Source organism: Paenibacillus kobensis NBRC 15729 (genome assembly GCF_004000825.1).
In the GTDB taxonomy this organism is placed as follows: Bacteria; Bacillota; Bacilli; order Paenibacillales; family Paenibacillaceae; genus Paenibacillus_T; species Paenibacillus_T kobensis.
In genome coordinates this window covers 36,095-56,413 of record NZ_BILZ01000007.1, presented here as the reverse complement: position 1 = coordinate 56,413, position 20,319 = coordinate 36,095, and the positions used below count along the sequence as shown (strand labels likewise).

Below are 20,319 nucleotides of genomic sequence, written 5' to 3'. Positions count from 1 at the left end.
GCTATATACGGAAACGGTCTATTTCAACAGACCTTTAACTTTGCTAACGACGTTCTCAACCGTGAAGCCGTACTCTTGGATGACGCGGTCGCCAGGGGCGGAAGCGCCGAACGTGTTGATGCCGAGTACTGCGCCTTGGTCGCCAACATAACGTTCCCAGCCGAACGGATGAGCCATCTCGATTGCGAGGCGGGATTTGACGTTAGGCAGCAATACGGAATCTTTGTACTCTTGCGATTGTTTGTCGAACAGATCCCAGCTTGGCATGCTGATTACGCGCACTTGGATGCCTTCAGCAGCAAGCGCTTGTTGAGCTGCTACAGCCAGTTGAACTTCGGAGCCCGTTGCGATGATTTGAGCGACCGGTTGGCCGTTCGCTGCATCGGAAACAACGTAAGCACCTTTTTTGATGCCTTCGCGCGCTTTCTCAGCCGTACCTGCGAGAACTGGCAGGTTCTGGCGCGACAGAACGAGTGCAACGGGGTTCGATTGGTTCTCAACCGAGTAAGCCCAAGCAGCGGACGTCTCGTTCGCGTCAGCCGGACGGATAACCGTCAGGTCAGGGATGATGCGCAGCGATGCAAGTTGCTCGATTGGTTCGTGCGTAGGGCCGTCTTCGCCGACTGCGATCGAGTCATGCGTCAGAACGTACGTTACAGGCAGCTTCATCAGCGCCGACAGACGAACAGCTGGACGCAGGTAGTCCGTGAATACGAAGAACGTACCGCCGTATACTTTCAGACCGCCGTGCAGCGTGATGCCGTTCATTGCAGCAGCCATACCGAACTCACGAATGCCGAAGTAAATGTTGCGGCCGTCGTATTGACCCGCTTTATATACCGACAATCCTTTGAGATGCGTCATCGTCGAGCTCTCGAGGTCAGCGGAACCGCCCACGAAGTTCGGGATGTTCTTCGCCAGACCGTTCAGAGCGTTACCGGAAGCAACGCGCGTCGACAGCGGCTTGTCTTCCGTCGTGTACTTCGGAAGGTCAGCGTCCCAGCCAGCAGGCAGGTTGCCAGCGATAGCCGTATCGAATTGAGCGGCCAGCTCTGGGAATGCTTTCTTGTACTCCGCGAATTTCGCGTCCCAAGCAGCATTCGCTTTCTCGCCTGCTTGCTTCACTTCGCCAAAGTGTGCCGATACTTCAGCAGGAACCGTGAACGGCTCATGTTCCCAGTTGTAGAACTGCTTCGTCAGAACCGTTTCTTCTGCACCAAGCGGGGAACCGTGAGGACCAGCATGGCCGCCTTTGCCGCCTTTGTTCGGGCTGCCGTAGCCGATAACCGTCTTCACTTCGATCAACGTTGGTTTGGATTGTTCTGCTTGCGCTGCAGCGATCGCTTTGGAGATCGACTCGAGATCGTTGCCGTCTTCTACGCGCAGCACTTGCCAGCCGTAGCTTTCGAAACGCTTCTGAACGGACTCGGAGCTCGACAGGCTCAGTTCGCCGTCAAGCGTGATGTCGTTCGAATCGAACAGGACAACGAGCTTGCCGAGCTTCAAGTGGCCTGCGAGGGAAGCTGCTTCATGGGAGATGCCTTCCATGAGGTCGCCGTCGCCGCAGATGGAATACGTATAGTGATCAACGACTTTAAAGCCGTCTTTATTGTAAGTAGCACCGAGTTGTGCTTCTGCCATTGCCATACCAACAGCCATTGCGAAGCCTTGGCCCAGTGGACCCGTCGTAGCGTCAACACCAGCTGTGTGGCCGAATTCTGGGTGACCTGGTGTTTTGGAGCCCCATTGACGGAAGTTTTTGATCTCATCGATCGTCAGGCCGTAGCCGGACAGATGAAGAAGGCTGTACAAGAGCATCGAACCGTGGCCTGCGGACAGAACGAAACGGTCCCGGTTGATCCACGTCGGATTGGATGGATTGTGAGTCATCGTTTTTGCGAACAATTGGTAGCCCATTGGAGCTGCGCCCATTGGCATGCCCGGATGGCCCGATTTCGATTTCTCGATCGCATCAATTGCGAGCGTACGGATCGTATCGATCGAAAGCTGATCGATGGACTTCTGCGTAACTGTCATTACGTAATTCCTCCTAAAAATGCAATGATATTGCCTGTTATCTCTACTTATTGGGATAATGCGCTTCATCTTCAATTAGCATGCGCACTGGCTTTGAAACATTGTACCACTCCCGAAGGTGCTTTTCCATATGTATTCTTATTACGAAAACTGATACGAACTATAAACAACATCTTTAACTAACATGAAAGCTCCTCTAAATATTATGATCTGCCCTTGGTTACATTGCCCCAACTTCCCATTCTTTACACGTGCTTTTTCATCTGCTACAATGGCAACAATTTTATTTGTTAACCACTTTGGTGTATTGTTAGGTTTACATATAGAGAGGAGCATTCAAGCGATGTCATCCCTATTCCATTCTCAATCCGACTATGAACGGCTAGCCTTATTGGATCAAAAGCATGTATGGCACCCTTTTACCCAAATGAAGCAGTATAACGAGGAGTCCCCTCTCATTATCGAGCGCGGCGAAGGCATCCGGCTGTTCGATCTCGAAGGACGTTCCTACTTTGACGGCTTCTCCTCCGTATGGCTGAACGTGCATGGCCATAATGTCCCGGAGCTGAACGAGGCGCTGGCCGCTCAGATGCAGCGCGTCGCCCACTCCACGCTGCTCGGCATGGCGAATGTGCCGTCCATTGAGCTTGCCGCGCAGCTCGCCGCCATCTCCCCCGCTGGACTGACGAAGGTGTTCTATTCCGATTCCGGCGCGACCGGCGTCGAAATCGCCTTGAAGATGGCCTATCAATATTGGTACAACAACGGCATGCCCGGCAAAAAATCGTTCATTACGATGAAAGACGCTTATCACGGCGACACGATCGGAGCCGTCAGTGTCGGCGCCATTCCGCTCTATCATGAGGTATTCCGTCCTCTGCTCTTCCCTTCGCATACCGTGCCTTATCCGAATGGCTACCGCCATCCGGACGGACCGGACGGCGCCATGGCGGAGACATTGTCCGCGCTCGAAAGTTTACTTCAAGAACATGGCGCTGGCATAGCGGCTTTAATCGTCGAACCGGTCGTGCAAGGCGCAAGCGGCATCATCGTCATGCCGGAAGGCTGTCTGAGCGCCATTGCCGGGCTGTGCCGCCGTTACGACGTGCTGCTCATTGCCGACGAAGTCGCGACAGGCTTTGGCCGGACGGGCCGCATGTTCGCATGCGGTCACGAGAACGTAGCGCCAGACCTAATGATTGTCGGCAAAGGGCTGACGGGCGGTTATTTGCCGGTCGCGGCGACGCTGGCAACCGAAAGGGTATACAACGCGTTCTATGCGGATTATGAAGAACAGAAAACCTTTTTCCACGGCCACTCCTTCACCGGCAATCCGCTCGGCTGCGCTGTCGCGCTGGAGAGTCTGCGGCTGATGCGGGAGCGATCGATCGTCGAATCCGTCGATGCAAAAGGCCATTTCGTTGCGCAGCGGCTTTCTCCTCTCCTCGACCGGCCGCATATAGGCGATATCCGTTACAAGGGGCTAATGCTCGGCATCGAGCTCGTGGCAAATAAGCGGACGAAAGAGCCCTACCATTGGAATGAACGAATCGGCGTGCTTGTCGCCCGCCGCGCACGCGATCTCGGCATGCTTACGCGTCCGCTAGGCAACGTCATCGTCTTCATTCCTCCGCTCGTCAGCACGGACAGCGAGCTTGCAGACATGGCGGATATTTTATCAGAAGCCGTAATCGACGTGACGGAACGCGGGTGGAGACCATGAGCGAGCCGCAATGGCAGAACCGAATTAGGAACTGCGACATGAGCGCGCTTCCGCACCGGCGCGGCTTATTCATCACGGGCACCGATACCGGCATCGGCAAAACGGTGGCCGCAGCAGGACTTGCAGCCGCGTTTCGCGCCGAAGGCATCCATACCGGCGTCTGGAAGCCGGTTCAGTCAGGCGAATTGCCCGGCAGCGGAAGAACCGATGCGGAACGGCTTATTCGCGCGGCAGGATTAACCGAACGTCCGGAAGAGGTATGCTCCTTCTCGTACGAAGCGCCTTTGGCCCCCGCTATCGCAGCGCCGCCGAAAGCTCCGCTTAGGATGGACGCGCTCGTCGAATCCGGCAGAGCACTGTTCGAAGCCTACGGTACGATGATCATCGAAGGTGCCGGCGGCGCAGCCGTCCCGCTGACGGATAACGCCACGGTGACCGATTTGATTGCGGTGCTCGGCATGCCCGCTCTCGTCATTGCACGTTCCGGACTCGGTACGGTGAACCATACGCTGTTGACGGTTCATTGGCTTCGGCATCATGGAATCCGGGTCGCTGGCGTATTGCTTAATGACGGCGAGACAGCGATGAGCGGCGGGGACATAAGCGTAGATCGCAACGCTTCATTAATCGAACAATATGGCGGAATTCGCGTGTGGGGCAGATTGCCTGCCGGATTGCCCGGGGACGACCCGGAATCGCTTGCGAATGCAGTTCGAACCGCCGTCGATATACAAGCTCTGTATGCTCATCTAGAGGAGGTCGATTCCGCACATGGAATGGATGGAACAACCGTTGGCCGAGCTTAAAGAGCAGTCTTTGTTGCGGTCAATTCGTCCTTCGGCAGCCATAGTCGGCAAGGCTGGCCGTATCGTCCGGGACGGGCGAGAGCTGCTTGACTTGTCCTCGAATGATTATCTTGGACTCTCGCAGCATGCATCAATTAAAGAAGCGATGATCCAATCGCTGCAAGAGGAAGGCTGCGGTGCAGGCGCATCCCGGCTAATCAGCGGCAGTCGTCTAGGCTATGAGCAGCTCGAAGCAGCTTTGGCGCAATGGCACGGCACAGATGCCGCCGTCGTTTTCGGAAGCGGGTACATGTGCAATGTCGGAACGATCGCAGCACTTGCCGGACGGGAGGATGCCCTGTTCAGCGACAGGCTGAACCATGCAAGCATCGTCGACGGCGCTGTTCTCAGCCGTGCTGAACATATCCGCTATAAGCATAACGACCTTGATCACTTGGAGAGCTTGCTTAAGAAACACGGAAGCGCACGGCGGCGGTGGATCGTAACCGACGCTATTTTTTCGATGGACGGGGATGCTGCTCCGCTGCGGGAACTGGTCGAGCTGAAATATCGTTACAATGCTGGACTTATCGTTGACGAAGCGCATAGCGGCGGCGTATACGGCGCGGAAGGGCAAGGGCTTGCAGCGGAGCTCGGGCTGTCCGGGCATATCGATGTCCATATCGGTACTTTCAGCAAATCATTCGGGGTTTATGGAGCCTATGCGGCGGGAAGCCATACGCTTCGGAGCTGGCTCGTCAACAAAGCTCGCCCTCTGATTTATTCAACCGCGCTCCCCCCATCGGTCATTGCAGGCGTACAGAGGGCACTCTTGCTCATTCGGCAGGAGCGGCAGCGGGCTGATGCCGTCCGCGGGCATGCAAGGTTGTTCCGTGAAACGTTTACGAGAGCCGGCCTGCAAGTAACCGGACAACCGGACTGTCCGGTCGTCCCGGTCATGACCGGAGATGCAGAATCGGCTATCCGGCTGAGCGAAGAGCTGCTGCTCGCGGGCATAGCCGCCTCCGCGATACGTACCCCTACCGTGCCCGCCAACGCTTCACGTGTCCGGTTCTCACTGTCGAGTGCCCATTCCGGGCAAGAGCTGCAAGAGGCGCTATCGGCGGTTATGAACATCACCAGCCGGATGGGAATGAGGTGAACCTAGATGCATGCAGGCTACTTATGGCTGCCAGGATGGTCGTTCGGCGGAGAAGTGTTCCAACCGCTTCGCGGGCTTTTGCCAGCCGCAGAAGCGGATCTTGCAGCCGACTATACGAAAGCTGCCGGTCAGGAAGAGTTCTATGCTGCGGCTATAGCCGGGGTTAAGGAGCTTCGATCAAAACACCATACTGGCGCTCCGCTCATTGCTGTCGGCTGGTCGCTCGGCGGAATGCTCGCACTTCGGCTTGCTGCGGATCGACTCGTCGATGGGGCTATCGTCATATCCGCAGGCGCAAGGTTCGTTCGCTCAGAACAGCGCGGCTCCGCTTCCTCGAGAAGTGGATGGGACGCGCGCCAGTTGGAGCGCATGCGCACCGCCCTGTCGGCGGACCGGGCCGGCGTCGAAGCACGGTTCCGCTCTATGGCGTTGGACGGTTGCCGGGAGGATCTTGCGAGGAGACTGCTTGTTCGTGACGGGGCTTGTGATAGAGGTCGTGATAGAGATCATGGCCGAACGTTTAACACGGATCTTGACCAAGAGACCAGCAGCGCCGTTTCGTTGATGACCCGATGGTCCGATGCCGCTCTGGATGCGGGCCTTCAATGGCTCATTCATGAAGATTTAAATCCGCAACTTCCGAAGGTTGAATGTCCGGCCCTCTTTATTCATGGCTCTGACGACAGCATATGCCCTGCCGACAAATCGGCAGATTTGGTGCAATCTATCCCGCAAGCTGAGCGGATGGTGCTGGATGGAATCGGTCACGCTCCGTTTCTTACTGAACCGGAGTACGTCTCGGCTCGGATCAGGAGGTGGCTGCATGATCGGTTATCATGATCGAATCAAGCGGCAATTCGGACGAAGCGCGCAAGGCCAATACGACAGCAACGTCCGTGTCCAATTGATTATGGCAACCGAACTGGCCGAGCGGATACAGACCCATTATATTGGGGGTAATCATTCGCATGCTGCACCGGCACGCGTCATGGAGATCGGATGCGGCACAGGTACGCTGACCGCCCTGCTGGCTCGCACACAGCTGCTGAGCCGCGGCAGTATAACAGCCATCGACATTAGTCCCGGAATGCTGGCAGCGGCCAGCCGCAAGCTGCTGGAGAGTTGTCCGGAAGCGATGGACCGGATTCAATGGGTCGAAGCAGACGCTGAACAATGGGCAACGGAGTACGATCGGCATAAGTGGTCAGGCGAGAACCGGCATACCGAACTCTGGAAGCAGGGGGTGTCAGGCGAACAATCCGACTCTGATAACGAATGCCAACAGCTTAACGCTCCCTTTGAACTCATCGTTTCGAACGCGTGCTTTCAGTGGTTCGTTCACCCTGCTCGCACCCTTGCCGCTTTACGAGGTTCATTAAGCGATGGCGGACTGCTGGCATTTACGACGTTCGGTCCTCGCACGATGCACGAGCTGCACACTTCTTTTCAACAGGCATATCATCGTCTAGAGATGCCGTATAAGCATCACGGTTTGTCGTTCCACTCGCTGTCGGCGTGGCAGAATATGCTTCATGACAGCGGCTGGCGTCTGCTTGATGCAAGCTCACAGGAGCAAATCGAAACACACCGTTCCGTACCCGATTTTCTGCACACGGTGAAAGCGATCGGCGCGAGCGCCGCATCAACAGATGCTCAGCGTATCTCTCTTGGGGATGGAGCCGGACGCCGGCTGTTCCGCGAAATGTTCCAAATCTACGAGTCTCTGTTTCCGGAACCAGACGGAACTGGGGTTGCAGCAACTTATGAGACGATCACGATCTTAGCGGCACGCGACTGAGCGTAAGCGCCAGTTATTCCCTGAAGAAGCAGATTGTTCTGCTCTATCGGGCGGGTACACGCAACAGCAATTCTTCATGAACATTCATACACAAAAACTGCCCTGAGCCGATTCGGCCCAGGGCAGTTCCATGTTAAACAAACGATGGTTAGTTGAATACGACCGTCTTGTTCTGATGGACAAGAATACGGTCCTCGGTATGCCATTTGACCGCGCGGGCCAATACGACGCGTTCAATCGTCCGGCCGATCCGCTTCAGATCGTCGACGTTGTCGCGGTGGCTGACGCGCTGAACGTCCTGATCGATAATCGGACCGCCATCGAGCTCTTCCGTCACGTAGTGAGCTGTTGCTCCGATAATCTTCACGCCGCGCTGATACGCTTGGTGATACGGCTTGCCCCCGACGAACGCCGGGAGGAACGAATGGTGAATGTTAATGATACGATTCGGGAATTGTTCGATGAACTTCGGCGGAATAATCTGCATATACCGTGCAAGGACGATTAGATCGACCTTATTCGCCACCAGCTCCATCTGTTTCTTCTCCGCTTCCGGCTTCGAATCCGGCGTAACCGGGATATGATGATACGGAATGCCGAAGCTCTCGACTAAACCGCGCATATCGTTATGGTTGCTGACGACCATCGCAATCTCCGCATCCAGATCACCCGCCTGCCACTGCCAGAGCAGCTCCAGCAAGCAGTGATCCTCCTTCGATACGAATATCGCGATCCGCTTCTTGCGGCTCGCCCGGAACGTGTGCCATTTCATTTCGAACCGATCCGCTACACGTGTAAAATCTTCCTGCAGCACAGGCAGCTCGCGCTCCATGTCATTCAGATCAAATTCGAAACGGATAAAAAACATGCCGCCCTCAGGATCCATCGTATATTGATCGGACTGAACGATATTCGCCCCATGCTCATGCAAAAAATGCGAGACAGCGGCGACGATGCCCGGGCGGTCCGGGCAGGAGATCAGCATGCGAGCACGTTTGCTTTTATCGCCGCGATGCTGAGACTGTGGTTGATACGGTTGCTGCATGACTATCCGACATCCTTCCTCAATTCCTAATCATCCTAAAATTTATGTTGGAAGGCTTACGCGTTAACGAGCGCAGCCTTGCCTGCGAACCAGCCGATTAAACGGTGGTTAATTTGCTCTTCGCTCAATTCCGTGAAAACATTGTGTTCCGCAACGAGATCATACAGCCGGTCCATTGGTTCGCGCGGATCCGCTTTCTTCGCTTTCGCATCATTCTTCAGCACATCCCATACGTTGAGCACATATGGACGGGCCTCAATCGACATATCGGCGAAGAAACGGTGAAGTTTCTCGACATCATCATAGTAGGACGCGCCGAACCGTTCCAAAGCGTCGCCGCGAAGCAGCGCGATTTCCGCTTCGTACATCGGACGCTCCTTCTTGTCATCCTTGCCGATCCATGGTGTTTCAAGAATGAATGGACGGCCAGCAAGCGCTTCATGATGCACGACGGACCGAATGCCTTCATAGCCGATCCAGCCTGCTCCAACCGGCGCGTGACGGTCTTTGCCGGCTCCGCATGGATTCTTGCTGTCGTTCAAGTGAACGACGGCGATACGGTTCAAGCCTACGATGCGGTCGAATTCGGACAGAACGCCGTCCAAATCGCCTACGATATTGTAACCAGCATCATGAACGTGGCAGGTGTCCAAGCATACCGTCAGACGTTCATTATCCCGGACTTTGTCAATAATGGACGCGATCTCGTCGAAGCTGCGGCCGATCTCGGTACCTTTGCCCGCCATCGTCTCGAGCGCAATGTTGACCTTCGTTTCTTTCGTACCCTCAAGTACGAGGTTAAGCCCTTCCGCAATGCGGTTAATGCCGTATTCGGCATCTTTATCCGTATATGCGCCAGGGTGGAGCACGATATTGCCGACGCCTAGATAATCGGTACGGCGAATTTCCTCCTGGAGGAACCGGACCGCCAATTCAAACGTATCGTCCTTGTACGAACCCAAGTTGACGATATAAGGCGCGTGCACGACGATCTCGCCGATGTTCGCTTGGCGCATCGCCTCGCGGCCTTCTTCAATATATAAGGATTCAATCGGCTTGCGCCGTGTATTCTGCGGAGCACCAGTGTATATCATGAACGTGCTGGAACCATAAGATACTGCTTCTTCCGTTGCAGTGAGCAATCCTTTATCGGAGAACGATACATGGGAGCCTATCTTCAGCATAAGCAAACGCCCCTTTCATTTGATCACCCCTTATTGTACAAGCAATATCGAAATAAAGCTAGGAATACGGTATAATTCAACCAGAGGTGAAAACAATCCATGAATGGACATAGCTGGTTCATGTATTTTATTGCGTTCTGGGTCGTCGTCATGGTCGGATTTATGTCGATCGGCGGATTTTTTATGTTCCGCAAATTTCTGAAAGTGCTGCCTAAGAAAGACGGAAAGTCCAAGCTCGATTGGCAAAATTATTGGGTCGAGCGAAGCCGCGGCATGTGGAACGATGATTCCAAAGAATTTCTTGAAGAGCTTGTATCGCCCGTACCGAGCGCTTTTCGCGATATTGCGAGACATTCGATCGCCGCTCGGATTGCTCAAGTTGCGATTGAGTACGGCGAAACGCGAGTTACCCGCGAGCACTGTATCGAAGGCTATATTCGGGCAACGCCTAAGCGCGACTACCGTAGTCTGGTCACTTACTTGAAGAAAAAAGGGATCGACTACTCCGCCTATAACCATCTACTGAACAAATAACGAAACGTTTGAACCGTTCTGCAGCAGGGTATACATACGGTAACACAATCAGGGGGAATTCATATGAATCAAATGACTCGAACGATGGCAAGACGAAGCCGAACGATGCGTACGGTTGCCGCTTCGCTGCTTCTCGCAGCATTGATGACAACGGCCGCTTGCGGAGCCGAATCCAAATCTTCTGGAAACGACAGCCCGGCAAGCACCGGCGTAGTGGAAGAGACAGCTAACGGCAGCGGCGAGACGGGTGCGATCGATACCGGTACAGCAACGCCTGAAAGCGGCGGTTCCTCTGCTTCAGAGACGAACAAAGATGAACCTGCTGGATCTGAGTCTACTTCTTCTAATGAGCCCGCACCGAAACAAACGGAAGGCAATTTCAACGGTCTGGCAGACTCGCATTCGGCCGAGATTACGACATCCGAAGGTGTCTTCGTCTATCAGCTTAACGAAGAGGTAGAGGCACAAGCGGCGGCTTTGGAAGAGAATGCGAAAATTCGTTTCGAATATATCGAGAAAGCGATTGACGGCGGCGAAACGCAGCGCTGGCTGGTGAAGATCGAGGCCGAATAACAGGCTCGTTACTGATAGCACAAGGAAGTGACCGGATTGAGGGTGGCAGTGACAGGCGGGACAGGCTTTATCGGACAAGCGCTCGTAAAGGCGCTGATAGCCAGAGGAGACGAGGCGGTTGTCGTGACGCGCGCCGTTCCTGATGCATCGCGGCAAATAACAGGCGCCAAGTATGTGACATGGGAAGACGCTTTAGTACCCGCTCGAATCGGACGCATAGATGCGATCGTGAACCTTGCCGGCGAGTCGATCAATCAGCGCTGGACTGCTTCTAGCAAGCAGCGTATTGTTCAATCACGCGTACACGCAGCAGCGGAATCGGCTAAGATCGCGCAAGCGCAGCCGACTAAGCCGAAAGTGGTCGTGAACGCGTCCGGCATTTCTGTATACGGGCCGTCGAACCACGAAGTGTTCGACGAATCTGGCAGGCCCGGTACCGATTTTCTCAGCGGTGTCGTTACACAATGGGAGGCGGCAGCCGACCGAATTCCCGCCGAGCGGCTCGTCAAGCTGCGGATCGGCCTCGTCGTCGACGCCGAAGGCGGAGCATTTCCTTTAATGGCGCTGCCATACAAAATGTTCGTTGGCGGCAAAGTCGGAAGCGGCAAGCAGTGGCTGCCATGGATCCACCTTGACGATATGGTCCGGCTGGTGCTGTTCAGCCTTGATACAGATTGTCTAAGCGGACCGGTAAATGCGTGTGCGCCAGAAGCTGTAACGAATGAACAATTCGGCCGGGCTATCGCTCAAGCATTCCGGCGCCCTCACTGGATGCCGGTCCCATCGTTCGCTTTAAGAACGCTGTTTGGCGAGATGTCCACGCTTCTGCTGGAAGGCCAGCATGCCGTGCCCCGGAGGGCCATGAATGCCGGATTTCAATTCCGCTACCCTTCGGCAGCGGAGGCGATGCAGGCCATTGCCCGGAAGAGCAGCAAATCATAATGTTACAGTAAGCAGCTTGGCGGTTTACACGCCAGCTGCTTCTTTCATTTGGCGGATCGTATAGACCGGCCCGTCACTTCCCGCAAGCTGCAGCGAATCTTCGCTCTGCAGCTTATAGATCTTGTAGGCAATCATCGGACTGCCGTTCAGTGTTGTTCCGTTTCGCGAACCGAGATCTTTCACCGTATAGCCTTCCTCATTGCTTCCGAACTCCAAATGAACGCGGGATATGCCCGGATGCTCATCCGCGAAATGAACTTTACCGCCCGTCCTTCCGATCAGGAATGAAGCCGAGCCTGCAATTGGGAACTCAAGCTGCTCATTCTCTCCCCTCGCTGTACGCTCTAGCCGCCAAGCAACATTCACCTCTGCCCCGGCACGGCCGCCAGACGGTTGGCTCGAATCGCGCCTTATCCATACTGTCGCATCCGAAACAGCCGCAGACGGAGGCTCGGACTCCTCGAGTGCTGTGCGTATGACCGCCGGTTGAATTGGAATATCATCGGAGTACCTTCCTATGCCTCTATCCATACCTTCCAATGAATGAACATGGAACGGCTTAGATACCGATCTTGACCGCCTTTCTGTCTTGACAGGGACGCTGACCTCTCTTCGTTCGAGAAGCCTTGATTCCAGCGACCATTGCGGGGGCTGATTCAAGCTGCCTGAGCCGTACCGGCCCTCCTTCGATGCGGAAGTATCCGCCGCTGATCCCGCGCGGCGGCTGCCGCGCCATCCTGCGATATAGGCTGCAGCTGCTATAATGACGGTTGCTCCAAAACAAATAAGCAGTCTGTCACCGGACGGTTGATTCATATATCCGTAACGCCACACTAACGCTGCCGCAATCGCCGACGCCGCAGACGCTAACCATTTGGTGCGTTCTGGCGCCGCCGGCTTATTCCCCCATTCAGCAGCGTGCAATGGCTCGCCATCCATTTCTTCGGCTTCCCGATCCGCCGACGGTACAACGGCACGATGGAACCGGTCATAGCTGTCACGATTCGAATCGCCGACGCTGCCCTTTCGGTCAGTCATATCATCGGGCCCCTGACGAGCCTGAAACTGCGAGAGCGGCTGAACAGGACCAGCATCCGCTCTCGGTCTGCGAAACCATGCGGCCTGTTCCGGCATCTGTTCTTCCTTAAGCCGATCTTCCTTGCGCATATGCGATTGCAGATTCTGTCCATAACCTTCTTGCATCGCATCCATCCTCGGCTGCCCGATCTGATCATGACGTTCCTGAATCGTATGCATCCCAATACCTTGCCGCTCATGCGACCCTTGATTGTCCTGCCGTCCCTCACGGCCATGCTGCCCATACGAATTCCTTAAGCTTGGCTCCAACGCTCCAGCAGCTTGGCGACCTTCTATCAACTCAAGCAGCGCTTTGCGCAAAGCGGGCCGTACAACGCCATGGCTATCTAACAACTGCTTCAATATGAGTTGCAGTCCATCGCCGTCCAACTGCTTAACATGAGATGCCAACCTCATAACAAGCGAAGTGAATGCGCCTGGCCCTTCCACCGACTGCTTATATTCGTCCTCTGGCTTCAGAATCGGCACATACAGCAGAAACACGTCATCCCATCTTTCGCCAATGAACAAACAGTTATCTTTCAGCAAGCAACACTCCGGACGAAGCAAATACGATTTGCAGGCATCAAGAGCATCCGCAACAGCCAACAAACACGCATACATATCTTGCATCGTCAATTCACGAAGCTGCAGTTGGTGCGAGAGCATTCGCTTGCCTTCGATCGTATACCGGAACGTAATATTGCCGTCGATTTCGATCCATTCGACAGGCAGCAGAAACGGAATCGAATTGCTGCGCAGCATTTGCAGTTCCATCGCATCCAATTCCTCTCTCGTTATCGGCTTCTCACGATCGAGTATAAGTTCGTGGCCTCTCATCATCGCAAAATCGATTCGATAAGGCTCCATCTTATGTCTCCTTTCTATATCTTTCTCAAAATACGTATATCCAGCACGTAATAAAAGCTGGAGCAACCGCAAGCATAAACGGAAACTGATAGACAGTGCGAAGTCTAGCTGACCCCGCCCTTTGCTTCTGTACCGTTTCACCTTGAGCGGTCAATCGGCCCGGCCACCCAAACAAGCGGGCCAGTCCAGCCAGCAATATACCAATCGCACCTGCATATAAAATGGAGTACAGCATCAACCCCAGAACTCCATGCACCCCCAGCCATGCCCCGAGCGCAGCGAAAAGCTTGACATCGCCTGCCCCGACGCCTTTCAACCCATACATGATCAGCATCGGGACGATGCCGGCAGCGGCGCCGGCAAGCGAATACCAAACACCCTGCACGCCTGATAGCATCAATCCGGCGATTATTGCAACCGCAAACGAAGCCGCCGTCAATTGATTTGGAATACGCATGCTTCGTATATCTGTTATTGAAGCGAACACAACAATCACTAATGCTACCCATAAGGCCATCGCTACTATCCTTTCGATGATTTCTCCACAACGAACGTCCTGCCGGCAGAACCACCGCCCGATGCCGTTACTGCCAAGCTCCAAATGCCAGGCGTCGTATTACCCGACACAAGCCAAGTCCACTCTGCATAACCGTTCGCGTCCGAGGTAACCGTTCCAACATTGCGCGCGACACTGTAGCCGCTTTTGTACAGTATGGATAACGTAAGCGGTGTATTGGGACTTGTTCTCGCCACAATCGTCGCCCGTTTGCCGGGGCGCAGCGGCTCAGGCTGCAGCGATACAATCTGAATGTTCAATTCAACCGTATCCGCTGACCCATAAGCGGCTGCAGCCGGAACCGAATCAGGTGTCCATGCCCTCTCTACCACTCGTTCTTTCATGACGAGTGCTCTGCCGCTGAAAGGTACTCGAACCGGAAAAACATACTCCGACAGGAGCTCTACATATGCCTTCTCCTCATCCTCTAAGGACGGGAGCACAACTTCAGATAAAACAACGCGGTCCGGCTTCAACACACCTTGATCCGCATAACCGGTAAGTACAGGCGCCAGTACGCTTTTCGCGCCAACAGAGGCTGCGTAATCCGCTATAACCCCCGAATCCCCGCGGAGCGCTGCGGACGAGAGCTTTCCTATCGGATCCGGCAGCCAGCCAGCCGCTTTCGCAGCAATTCCTCGCCATGACGCGAGCTTTTGCCCCGGCGCGCTTCCACCGCTAGCTGCGGCCGAAAGCTGCTGTGAGGCAAGGGTAACCGGATGCCAATGTGCAGCCGTCTGCTTGGCCGTCTGGACAGATGCGGATTGCAGCGCCATCTGTGCTGCTGCCGATTGAATGACGATTACCAGCGCCATCATGAAAAGCAAAAAGACAGGAACGACAATAGAAGCTTCCAACACGATACTGCCCGCTTCTCCTTCTCGCGCCTTTGTGATCCTAGCTGTAAGACAGGCCGGCCATCTTCGTCGTTTCAAATCGGCCATTCGCCACCCTCCCGTCTAGCAGCCCTGCTCTATCAAGCAGCTTCATTGCGCCAGGCAAAAATAACAGTTTCATCGAAACGTCCGCCGAAGCTGTAACCGCTGATGGTGTTCTGGAAATATCCGTCCCTGTATTCGTTTCAATTACAGCCGCTATTCGGGATAAGCGCTTGTCGCCCCCGCCATGCAGCAGCATAAATAGCCGCAAATAATCGTTATATTTCATGTCAACGTTCGCATACTTGGACAGCTTGGTCGCCCCTCGCTGCTTCAGCTCCGCCAAATCCGCTAGCGCATGCTGAGAGGCGTACAATAATGCACCGGACAATATAAGCAGCGGATGGCCGAGCGCACGGCACTCAATAAATCCTTCCGTCAGCCGAATGGCATACCGCAATGCGAATATTTCCGCCAATGCGGCGCTTACATTCGCGAACGGCTCAGCTATGCCGTAAAGAATATACTCGGCCTCCTGGTCCGCGAACGCATACGAGGGTACAGCCGCAGTTCGCCCTCCATCCGGTACAATGGCGGTAAATTGCGGAGCATAAGAGCGAAACCTCTTGATAACGTATTCGCCAATATAGAAAGAATCCCGAATTCCAGTCAGCATGTCCGCAAATCCGTCGAACAACCCTCCTGTAAGCTGGACCGAAGCTTCCGCTTGTTCCTCCGCGCCTTTCACCGTTCGTTCAGCCTTCTCCTCCGATTCCTCCGCAGCCGAATTAAACAGACGATTCCCCTTATAACGGGCCTGCACCTGATCGAACTGTTCAAGAAGCTCTTCGTGCGCTCCCTCATTGACCGAAGCCGCCGTCAGCAATCCGCGAGCTTCGTTAAGGTTCGCCTCCGCCGCTTTCATATTGCTGTTTCTTTCCGATTCTACGGCGCCTGATCCGCGTATTTCATCCTCTCTCTGACTAATCCGTTTCCCAGGAGAGACGTAGTATTGTTGAAAGCTTTGATTCTCTTGCTGTAAATGCGTCGCGGCTACTGTCAACAGTTCCCCAGCTCCATCGATGCCAGATAAAGCCGGCTCCGAAGCATGAACGAACTGGTATGCCGCGTCGGTTAATGCATTCAGTTCATCAGTTTGCTCTTGAAGCAAGGACCGGAACGTATCAAACCACGCATCATCGAATGCTAATTGACCGATGGTGTCCTTTGTCTCCGCAATCGCCCGGCTCTCGTTCACTTGATTCGAACCGGCATCGCTCTGTTCGGCCAGTTCACCTGACACCCGGTCATAACCTGCAGCAATATTCGATTCAGCCTGGGCAGCTGCTTGGCGGATCGACTTATTCAGCCTTTCCGCCTCAGTCAGCGATTGTATGGCTAGCTGATTTAGCTCCTGCCCTCTTAGCCGGGCGGTATCCGCTTGGGCACCTATCTCGGCAGCAGCTGCTCTGAGGTCGGTCTCATAACGGCTAAGCTGCTCATGATAAGAACTAAGCGTTCTTCGGTCAGCCTCCAATTGCTCCGCCCGTTGCTTTTCTTCGCCTTGCTGTTTCGGTACGCCGCTCTTCTCTTTAGTAGGCTTGGCAGTTGCTTCCGCATTAGCCGCATTAGCCGCATTAGCCGCAGCAGCCGCTTCAGCTGAAGCAATCGATTGCGCGAGCGCATTCGCGCTTGCTCTCGTTCCGGAATAGGAAGAATAGCCCTCCGCCAATGCAGCAGCCTGGCTGCCTGTAAGTGGTCCGGCCGGCAGCGCCGCAATTTCCTGCATCAAGGCAATCGTGTGAAGAAGCCGCTGCTGCCGCTGATCATACATCTTGCTTGCATTCGTAAGCGCCTCCGCTGCGGTCGCGGTCTCCTTCGCCATTCGAGACATTGCCCCGAACCTTGTGCCAATCTCCATCATAAAATCGACGGGGGCCTTAATCTTCATCTCTTCTGCAATTTGTCTCTCTAGTACGCCATACCGTCCTAGATAAGCAGCGTTATCAATTTGATACCGCTCGACGGCAGGCGATACGGGACGGTACCGCCCATCGGAGCCGTCATATTCCAACGTACCGCGTATCGTTTTCTCGAAAATTTCACCGTTCGGTGTTCCGCCTCTGCCGAACAATCCATAGCGCTCATACAACGTCGAATCGTAGGCAGACAGCACCGAACGTACAGAACCCTGTACCGCTTGATCCGCCATCATATTGAGCGTTGCTACTCTCGCGTAATCGATGAGAACCGTACCGAACAGCAAGATGCCTGCCGTTATGATGATGAATAATGTCGTAACCGCACCGTTATCACCGCAGCCGCTGCAGCTGCGCCTGGTACGAAATCGGTTCCCTTGAACTTCAGATCCAAGTTTAACCATTAGCCCTCTTCCCCGCTGCACGCTGAATCGTTGCACCCGCCTGCTGAAGCTGCGCCGTACTGCCTTTTCCGTTACCGAATTTGGACGTATAATACCGGACCAAATCGATTGTTCGTATGAACTCCGTCGGTTCTACGATAACGGAAGCCGCAGAAGAGCCAGGTTCAGAACGGCCTAGCCAGCGGGCAAGCAATGGAGCGTCACCAGACAATCGAAGCATCGTCGTTATGCGCCTTGTGACCGTTCCTCTATCGTAACGAATTTCTCCTTGAAGCCGGTCGACATCGGACAACAGAGCCGATGAACGGGCCAACTTACGCTCTGCGAGCGAATCATCGCCCTCTTCCTCCGCTTCCCCGGAACGGTCTGCTTCAATGATTCTGCTTGCCTCTCCGCGGTCACTTCCCGATAAACCGAATAATGACTGAAGCATGCCATCTTCTCCAATACGCCAATATAAGCCGTCGTACTGGTCTGCAGCCGCATTCCCGGACTGGACATCCCGATTGCTGTTATCCCACAAGAATGCCGTCCGCTCCGACGTCACAACGGCTGCGCCATAGAGTACCGTTTTCTCGTACGAATAACCGGTAAATAGAAGCATGACGGCAACAATGATCAGGATTATTGGGAGAACCAGGGTGGCTTCCAACGTATAAGAGCCGGATTCCTCTTTAACTAAAGATCTCATTCGCCTGGCTATCTGCTTGTCCCATCAGATTATTGACCAGCTCGATAATCCAGTCTTTGAACAATAGGGCGATGATGATGATGACCGCGATGATCAGAATGATCTCAAGCGTTCCTATTCCGTCTTCTTCCTTCCACAGCTTCGTTACTCGACTGTTCCAATAGTTTCGCCATATGGTCATTTGCTTCAACATTCGTCATCGTTCCTCTCCAATATAGTTTCTTGATCGAACCTCTCACGGCATCATTAATATTGCTGGCGCTGCAACTGCGATCATGAGCAGTCCGAAGATAGCAGCCAAAGGAAACACCAGCTTGGACGATGCTTCTTCACCGCGCATGCGCGCCGTCGCTTTCCGCTTCTCCCATAACGAATAGGACAGCTCCCGAAGCGCAAGTGCGAATTGATCCCCGCCTTTACGATGATGAAGCAGCATCACGGTCGCAAACATCGACACTTCCTGTACAGCGCACCGTCTGCTGAACGATTCGACCGCAGCCGCGAATGACTCGCCGTTCTCTAATGCCCGCACCATACGGCCCCATTCCTCATGCAGCGACTGATCTGGCCCCTTTCGCTTCCTTCGAGCCCCTTCTTGTGCCAATGCCCGCTCTTCACCCGAAGCTTGTCCGCTCCAACACCGCACTAAAGCACGCTGCACAGTCTCACCAGCTCCAACAAGAAGCATCAGCTTGCCGAGCAGATCGGGAAGCGCGAGTACAATATTTTGCCTTCGACGTTCAGCCAGCTGGGCAGGTTCCCGGAGCTTCATGACAGGCAAAAGCAACCCGATTACCCCGCTGAGCAGCAGCATTGCTGGCTCCTTGGCCAGCGCGGCCATTGCTGTTCCGCCCGTCCACACTGCCCAGCCCGCACCAACCGAAAACGCCGCATACCGTTCCGTGTCCGACAGACTCCAGCCCCTGCCGCGCAGAACAACAAGCTTCCCGTGCATAGCGGCAAGCGGAAGTTGAAACCGTTCCTGAATGCCCAATCGATCCATAACCGATGACGCCGCTTCGACGAGAAGCAATTGTTGTAACCTCGCCCCCGCCCCCGTGTCATACGGCCGTTCTCTTGCTGTACGCGTATACCGCCTGCCGGACGATCCGGCGCTATCCTTTAAGGCCAATCCAACGGCTATCCCCCAGAGTAATGCACTTCCCGCTGGGGCACACAGTATCAGAAGGTCCATTCCCTCTTCCTCCCGTCAACCGTAAATTACAGCTTAATCTGCATCATTCGGTGAATGGCCGCTCCGCAGCCAATGAATCCGGCGAGCAGCACCGTCAGCAAGGCATAGCCGCTAGCTCCGTCATATAAGGGCCCCATATAATCAGGAGCTGCCGCATTCAACGCCGCCATGAACACATAGGGAATTGCAATGAGGATGCGGGATTCGAATCTCTTCTGCGCCAGCATGACGGATATTTCCTGACCGATATCAAGCTTCTCGCCTATGACCTGCGATGTCCGGCGAATGACGTCTACAAGGTCGCCCCCGGTTCTCTTGCATGTCGTGAATACATCAACGAACTGAGTAATATCGTCTAGCTTTGCCCGATTGGCAAGAAGGCGCAGTCCGCTCTCCAGCGTATCTCCATTCATGATCCGGTGGCGAAGAGCTGCGAACTCCAGTACGATGTCGGCTGATCCTCCTGGGTACAGCAGCTGCAGATCGGCCTCTGCCGCGAGGAATGCATTATCGACCGAACGTCCTGCGGCAAGCGATGACGTCACGCTGTACAAAGCTTCCTTGAACTGGAGCTGCAGACGCTCACGCCGTTTCGCGAGCAGCCCCGCTTTGCGGTAACGCGGCAGCAGCATCCCTCCTGTGCTTAATACGGCAGCGGCGGGAATGTTCTGATAAAACGTAAATGCAATAATGAACACCCCTGCAATGCCGGCCATTAAGGAGAGCAAGAATTCACGCGGCGATAGACGGTACTGCTTATATTCAGGAAGTGTATTGTCGCGCCTGTCTTCCGTTCCGCTCCATCCCAGCCAGTCCGCTGCTCGAAGGAGCAAACTGCGATTCCGTACATCGGGCTCCGGCTTGAGCCTGTTATTCACCTCCATTC

The 20,319-nt window shown here is 54.6% G+C and carries 19 protein-coding genes; 8 read left to right on the top strand and 11 right to left on the bottom strand.

The annotated features are described in order from the left end of the window. Positions 1-18: 18 nt before the first annotated feature. Positions 19-2,037 carry a transketolase gene (gene tkt, locus PKO01S_RS06860; protein ID WP_127530576.1) on the bottom strand — a complete coding sequence of 673 codons (2,019 nt, stop codon included), beginning with the start codon at positions 2,035-2,037 and terminating at the stop codon, positions 19-21. Positions 2,038-2,380: 343 nt separating this feature from the next. Between tkt and bioA the strand changes: the two genes are divergently transcribed. The 5 genes from bioA to PKO01S_RS06835 are packed head-to-tail and all read left to right on the top strand — an operon-like array spanning position 2,381 to position 7,505. Beyond that, the gene (gene bioA, locus PKO01S_RS06855; RefSeq protein ID WP_127530575.1) at positions 2,381-3,760 is read left to right on the top strand and encodes an adenosylmethionine--8-amino-7-oxononanoate transaminase; all 1,380 of its coding nucleotides are present in this window, start codon (positions 2,381-2,383) and stop codon (positions 3,758-3,760) included. Then, positions 3,757-4,566, top strand: a complete 810-nt coding sequence (bioD, locus tag PKO01S_RS06850; protein ID WP_246070474.1) for a dethiobiotin synthase — start codon at positions 3,757-3,759, stop codon at positions 4,564-4,566. The genes bioA and bioD overlap by 4 nt, the downstream gene beginning before the upstream one ends. Beyond that, positions 4,532-5,707, top strand: a complete 1,176-nt coding sequence (bioF, locus tag PKO01S_RS06845) for an 8-amino-7-oxononanoate synthase (protein ID WP_174818554.1) — start codon at positions 4,532-4,534, stop codon at positions 5,705-5,707. Before bioD ends, bioF begins: the two co-directional genes overlap by 35 nt. A 6-nt stretch (positions 5,708-5,713) precedes the next feature. Further along, entirely contained in the window at positions 5,714-6,547 is an 834-nt protein-coding gene (locus PKO01S_RS06840) for an alpha/beta fold hydrolase (protein WP_127530573.1), read from the top strand. After that, on the top strand, positions 6,531-7,505 hold the full coding sequence (locus PKO01S_RS06835; RefSeq protein ID WP_164779517.1) for a methyltransferase domain-containing protein: 975 nt from the start codon (positions 6,531-6,533) through the stop codon (positions 7,503-7,505). Before PKO01S_RS06840 ends, PKO01S_RS06835 begins: the two co-directional genes overlap by 17 nt. Before the next feature lie 148 nt (positions 7,506-7,653). Here the strand turns inward: PKO01S_RS06835 and purU are convergent, their stop codons facing one another. Together purU and PKO01S_RS06825 are read right to left on the bottom strand one after the other, a co-directional pair. Beyond that, positions 7,654-8,550 (bottom strand): formyltetrahydrofolate deformylase, encoded by an 897-nt coding sequence (gene purU / locus PKO01S_RS06830; RefSeq protein ID WP_127530571.1) that lies wholly within the window; start codon positions 8,548-8,550, stop codon positions 7,654-7,656. A gap of 56 nt (positions 8,551-8,606) precedes the next feature. Continuing rightward, positions 8,607-9,734 (bottom strand): deoxyribonuclease IV, encoded by a 1,128-nt coding sequence (locus PKO01S_RS06825; RefSeq protein WP_127530570.1) that lies wholly within the window; start codon positions 9,732-9,734, stop codon positions 8,607-8,609. A gap of 99 nt (positions 9,735-9,833) precedes the next feature. On the opposite strand from PKO01S_RS06825, the gene PKO01S_RS06820 reads away from it, so the two are divergent. From PKO01S_RS06820 to PKO01S_RS06810, 3 genes are all read left to right on the top strand, one after another. Then, positions 9,834-10,268 carry a DUF2621 domain-containing protein gene (locus PKO01S_RS06820; protein ID WP_127530569.1) on the top strand — a complete coding sequence of 145 codons (435 nt, stop codon included), beginning with the start codon at positions 9,834-9,836 and terminating at the stop codon, positions 10,266-10,268. 63 nt (positions 10,269-10,331) lie between these two features. Continuing rightward, complete coding sequence (locus PKO01S_RS06815) at positions 10,332-10,841, top strand: hypothetical protein (RefSeq protein ID WP_127530568.1); 510 nt, start codon at positions 10,332-10,334, stop codon at positions 10,839-10,841. Between the two features lie 42 nt (positions 10,842-10,883). After that, on the top strand, positions 10,884-11,783 hold the full coding sequence (locus PKO01S_RS06810) for a TIGR01777 family oxidoreductase (protein ID WP_307719826.1): 900 nt from the start codon (positions 10,884-10,886) through the stop codon (positions 11,781-11,783). A 24-nt stretch (positions 11,784-11,807) separates the two neighbouring features. On the opposite strand, the gene PKO01S_RS06805 is transcribed toward PKO01S_RS06810, so the two are convergent. Genes PKO01S_RS06805 through PKO01S_RS06770 form a run of 8 tightly spaced genes read right to left on the bottom strand, consistent with a single transcriptional unit; the run spans position 11,808 to position 20,311 of the window. Beyond that, positions 11,808-13,730, bottom strand: a complete 1,923-nt coding sequence (locus tag PKO01S_RS06805) for a DUF6382 domain-containing protein (protein WP_127530566.1) — start codon at positions 13,728-13,730, stop codon at positions 11,808-11,810. 25 nt (positions 13,731-13,755) lie between these two features. Continuing rightward, entirely contained in the window at positions 13,756-14,247 is a 492-nt protein-coding gene (locus PKO01S_RS06800; protein WP_127530565.1) for an A24 family peptidase, read from the bottom strand. 5 nt (positions 14,248-14,252) lie between these two features. After that, a complete protein-coding gene (locus PKO01S_RS06795; protein ID WP_127530564.1) occupies positions 14,253-15,230 on the bottom strand; it encodes a hypothetical protein in 978 nt (325 codons plus the stop codon). Beyond that, a complete protein-coding gene (locus tag PKO01S_RS06790; protein WP_127530563.1) occupies positions 15,184-17,547 on the bottom strand; it encodes a hypothetical protein in 2,364 nt (787 codons plus the stop codon). Before PKO01S_RS06790 ends, PKO01S_RS06795 begins: the two co-directional genes overlap by 47 nt. Further along, on the bottom strand, positions 17,540-18,238 hold the full coding sequence (locus PKO01S_RS06785; protein WP_127530562.1) for a pilus assembly protein: 699 nt from the start codon (positions 18,236-18,238) through the stop codon (positions 17,540-17,542). Before PKO01S_RS06785 ends, PKO01S_RS06790 begins: the two co-directional genes overlap by 8 nt. Continuing rightward, complete coding sequence (locus tag PKO01S_RS06780) at positions 18,222-18,431, bottom strand: Flp1 family type IVb pilin (protein ID WP_246070473.1); 210 nt, start codon at positions 18,429-18,431, stop codon at positions 18,222-18,224. The genes PKO01S_RS06785 and PKO01S_RS06780 overlap by 17 nt, the downstream gene beginning before the upstream one ends. Positions 18,432-18,473: 42 nt before the next feature. Further along, entirely contained in the window at positions 18,474-19,433 is a 960-nt protein-coding gene (locus PKO01S_RS06775; RefSeq protein WP_127530561.1) for a type II secretion system F family protein, read from the bottom strand. Positions 19,434-19,459: 26 nt separating this feature from the next. Then, positions 19,460-20,311 (bottom strand): type II secretion system F family protein, encoded by an 852-nt coding sequence (locus tag PKO01S_RS06770; RefSeq protein ID WP_246070472.1) that lies wholly within the window; start codon positions 20,309-20,311, stop codon positions 19,460-19,462. Between the last annotated feature and the right edge of the window lie 8 nt (positions 20,312-20,319).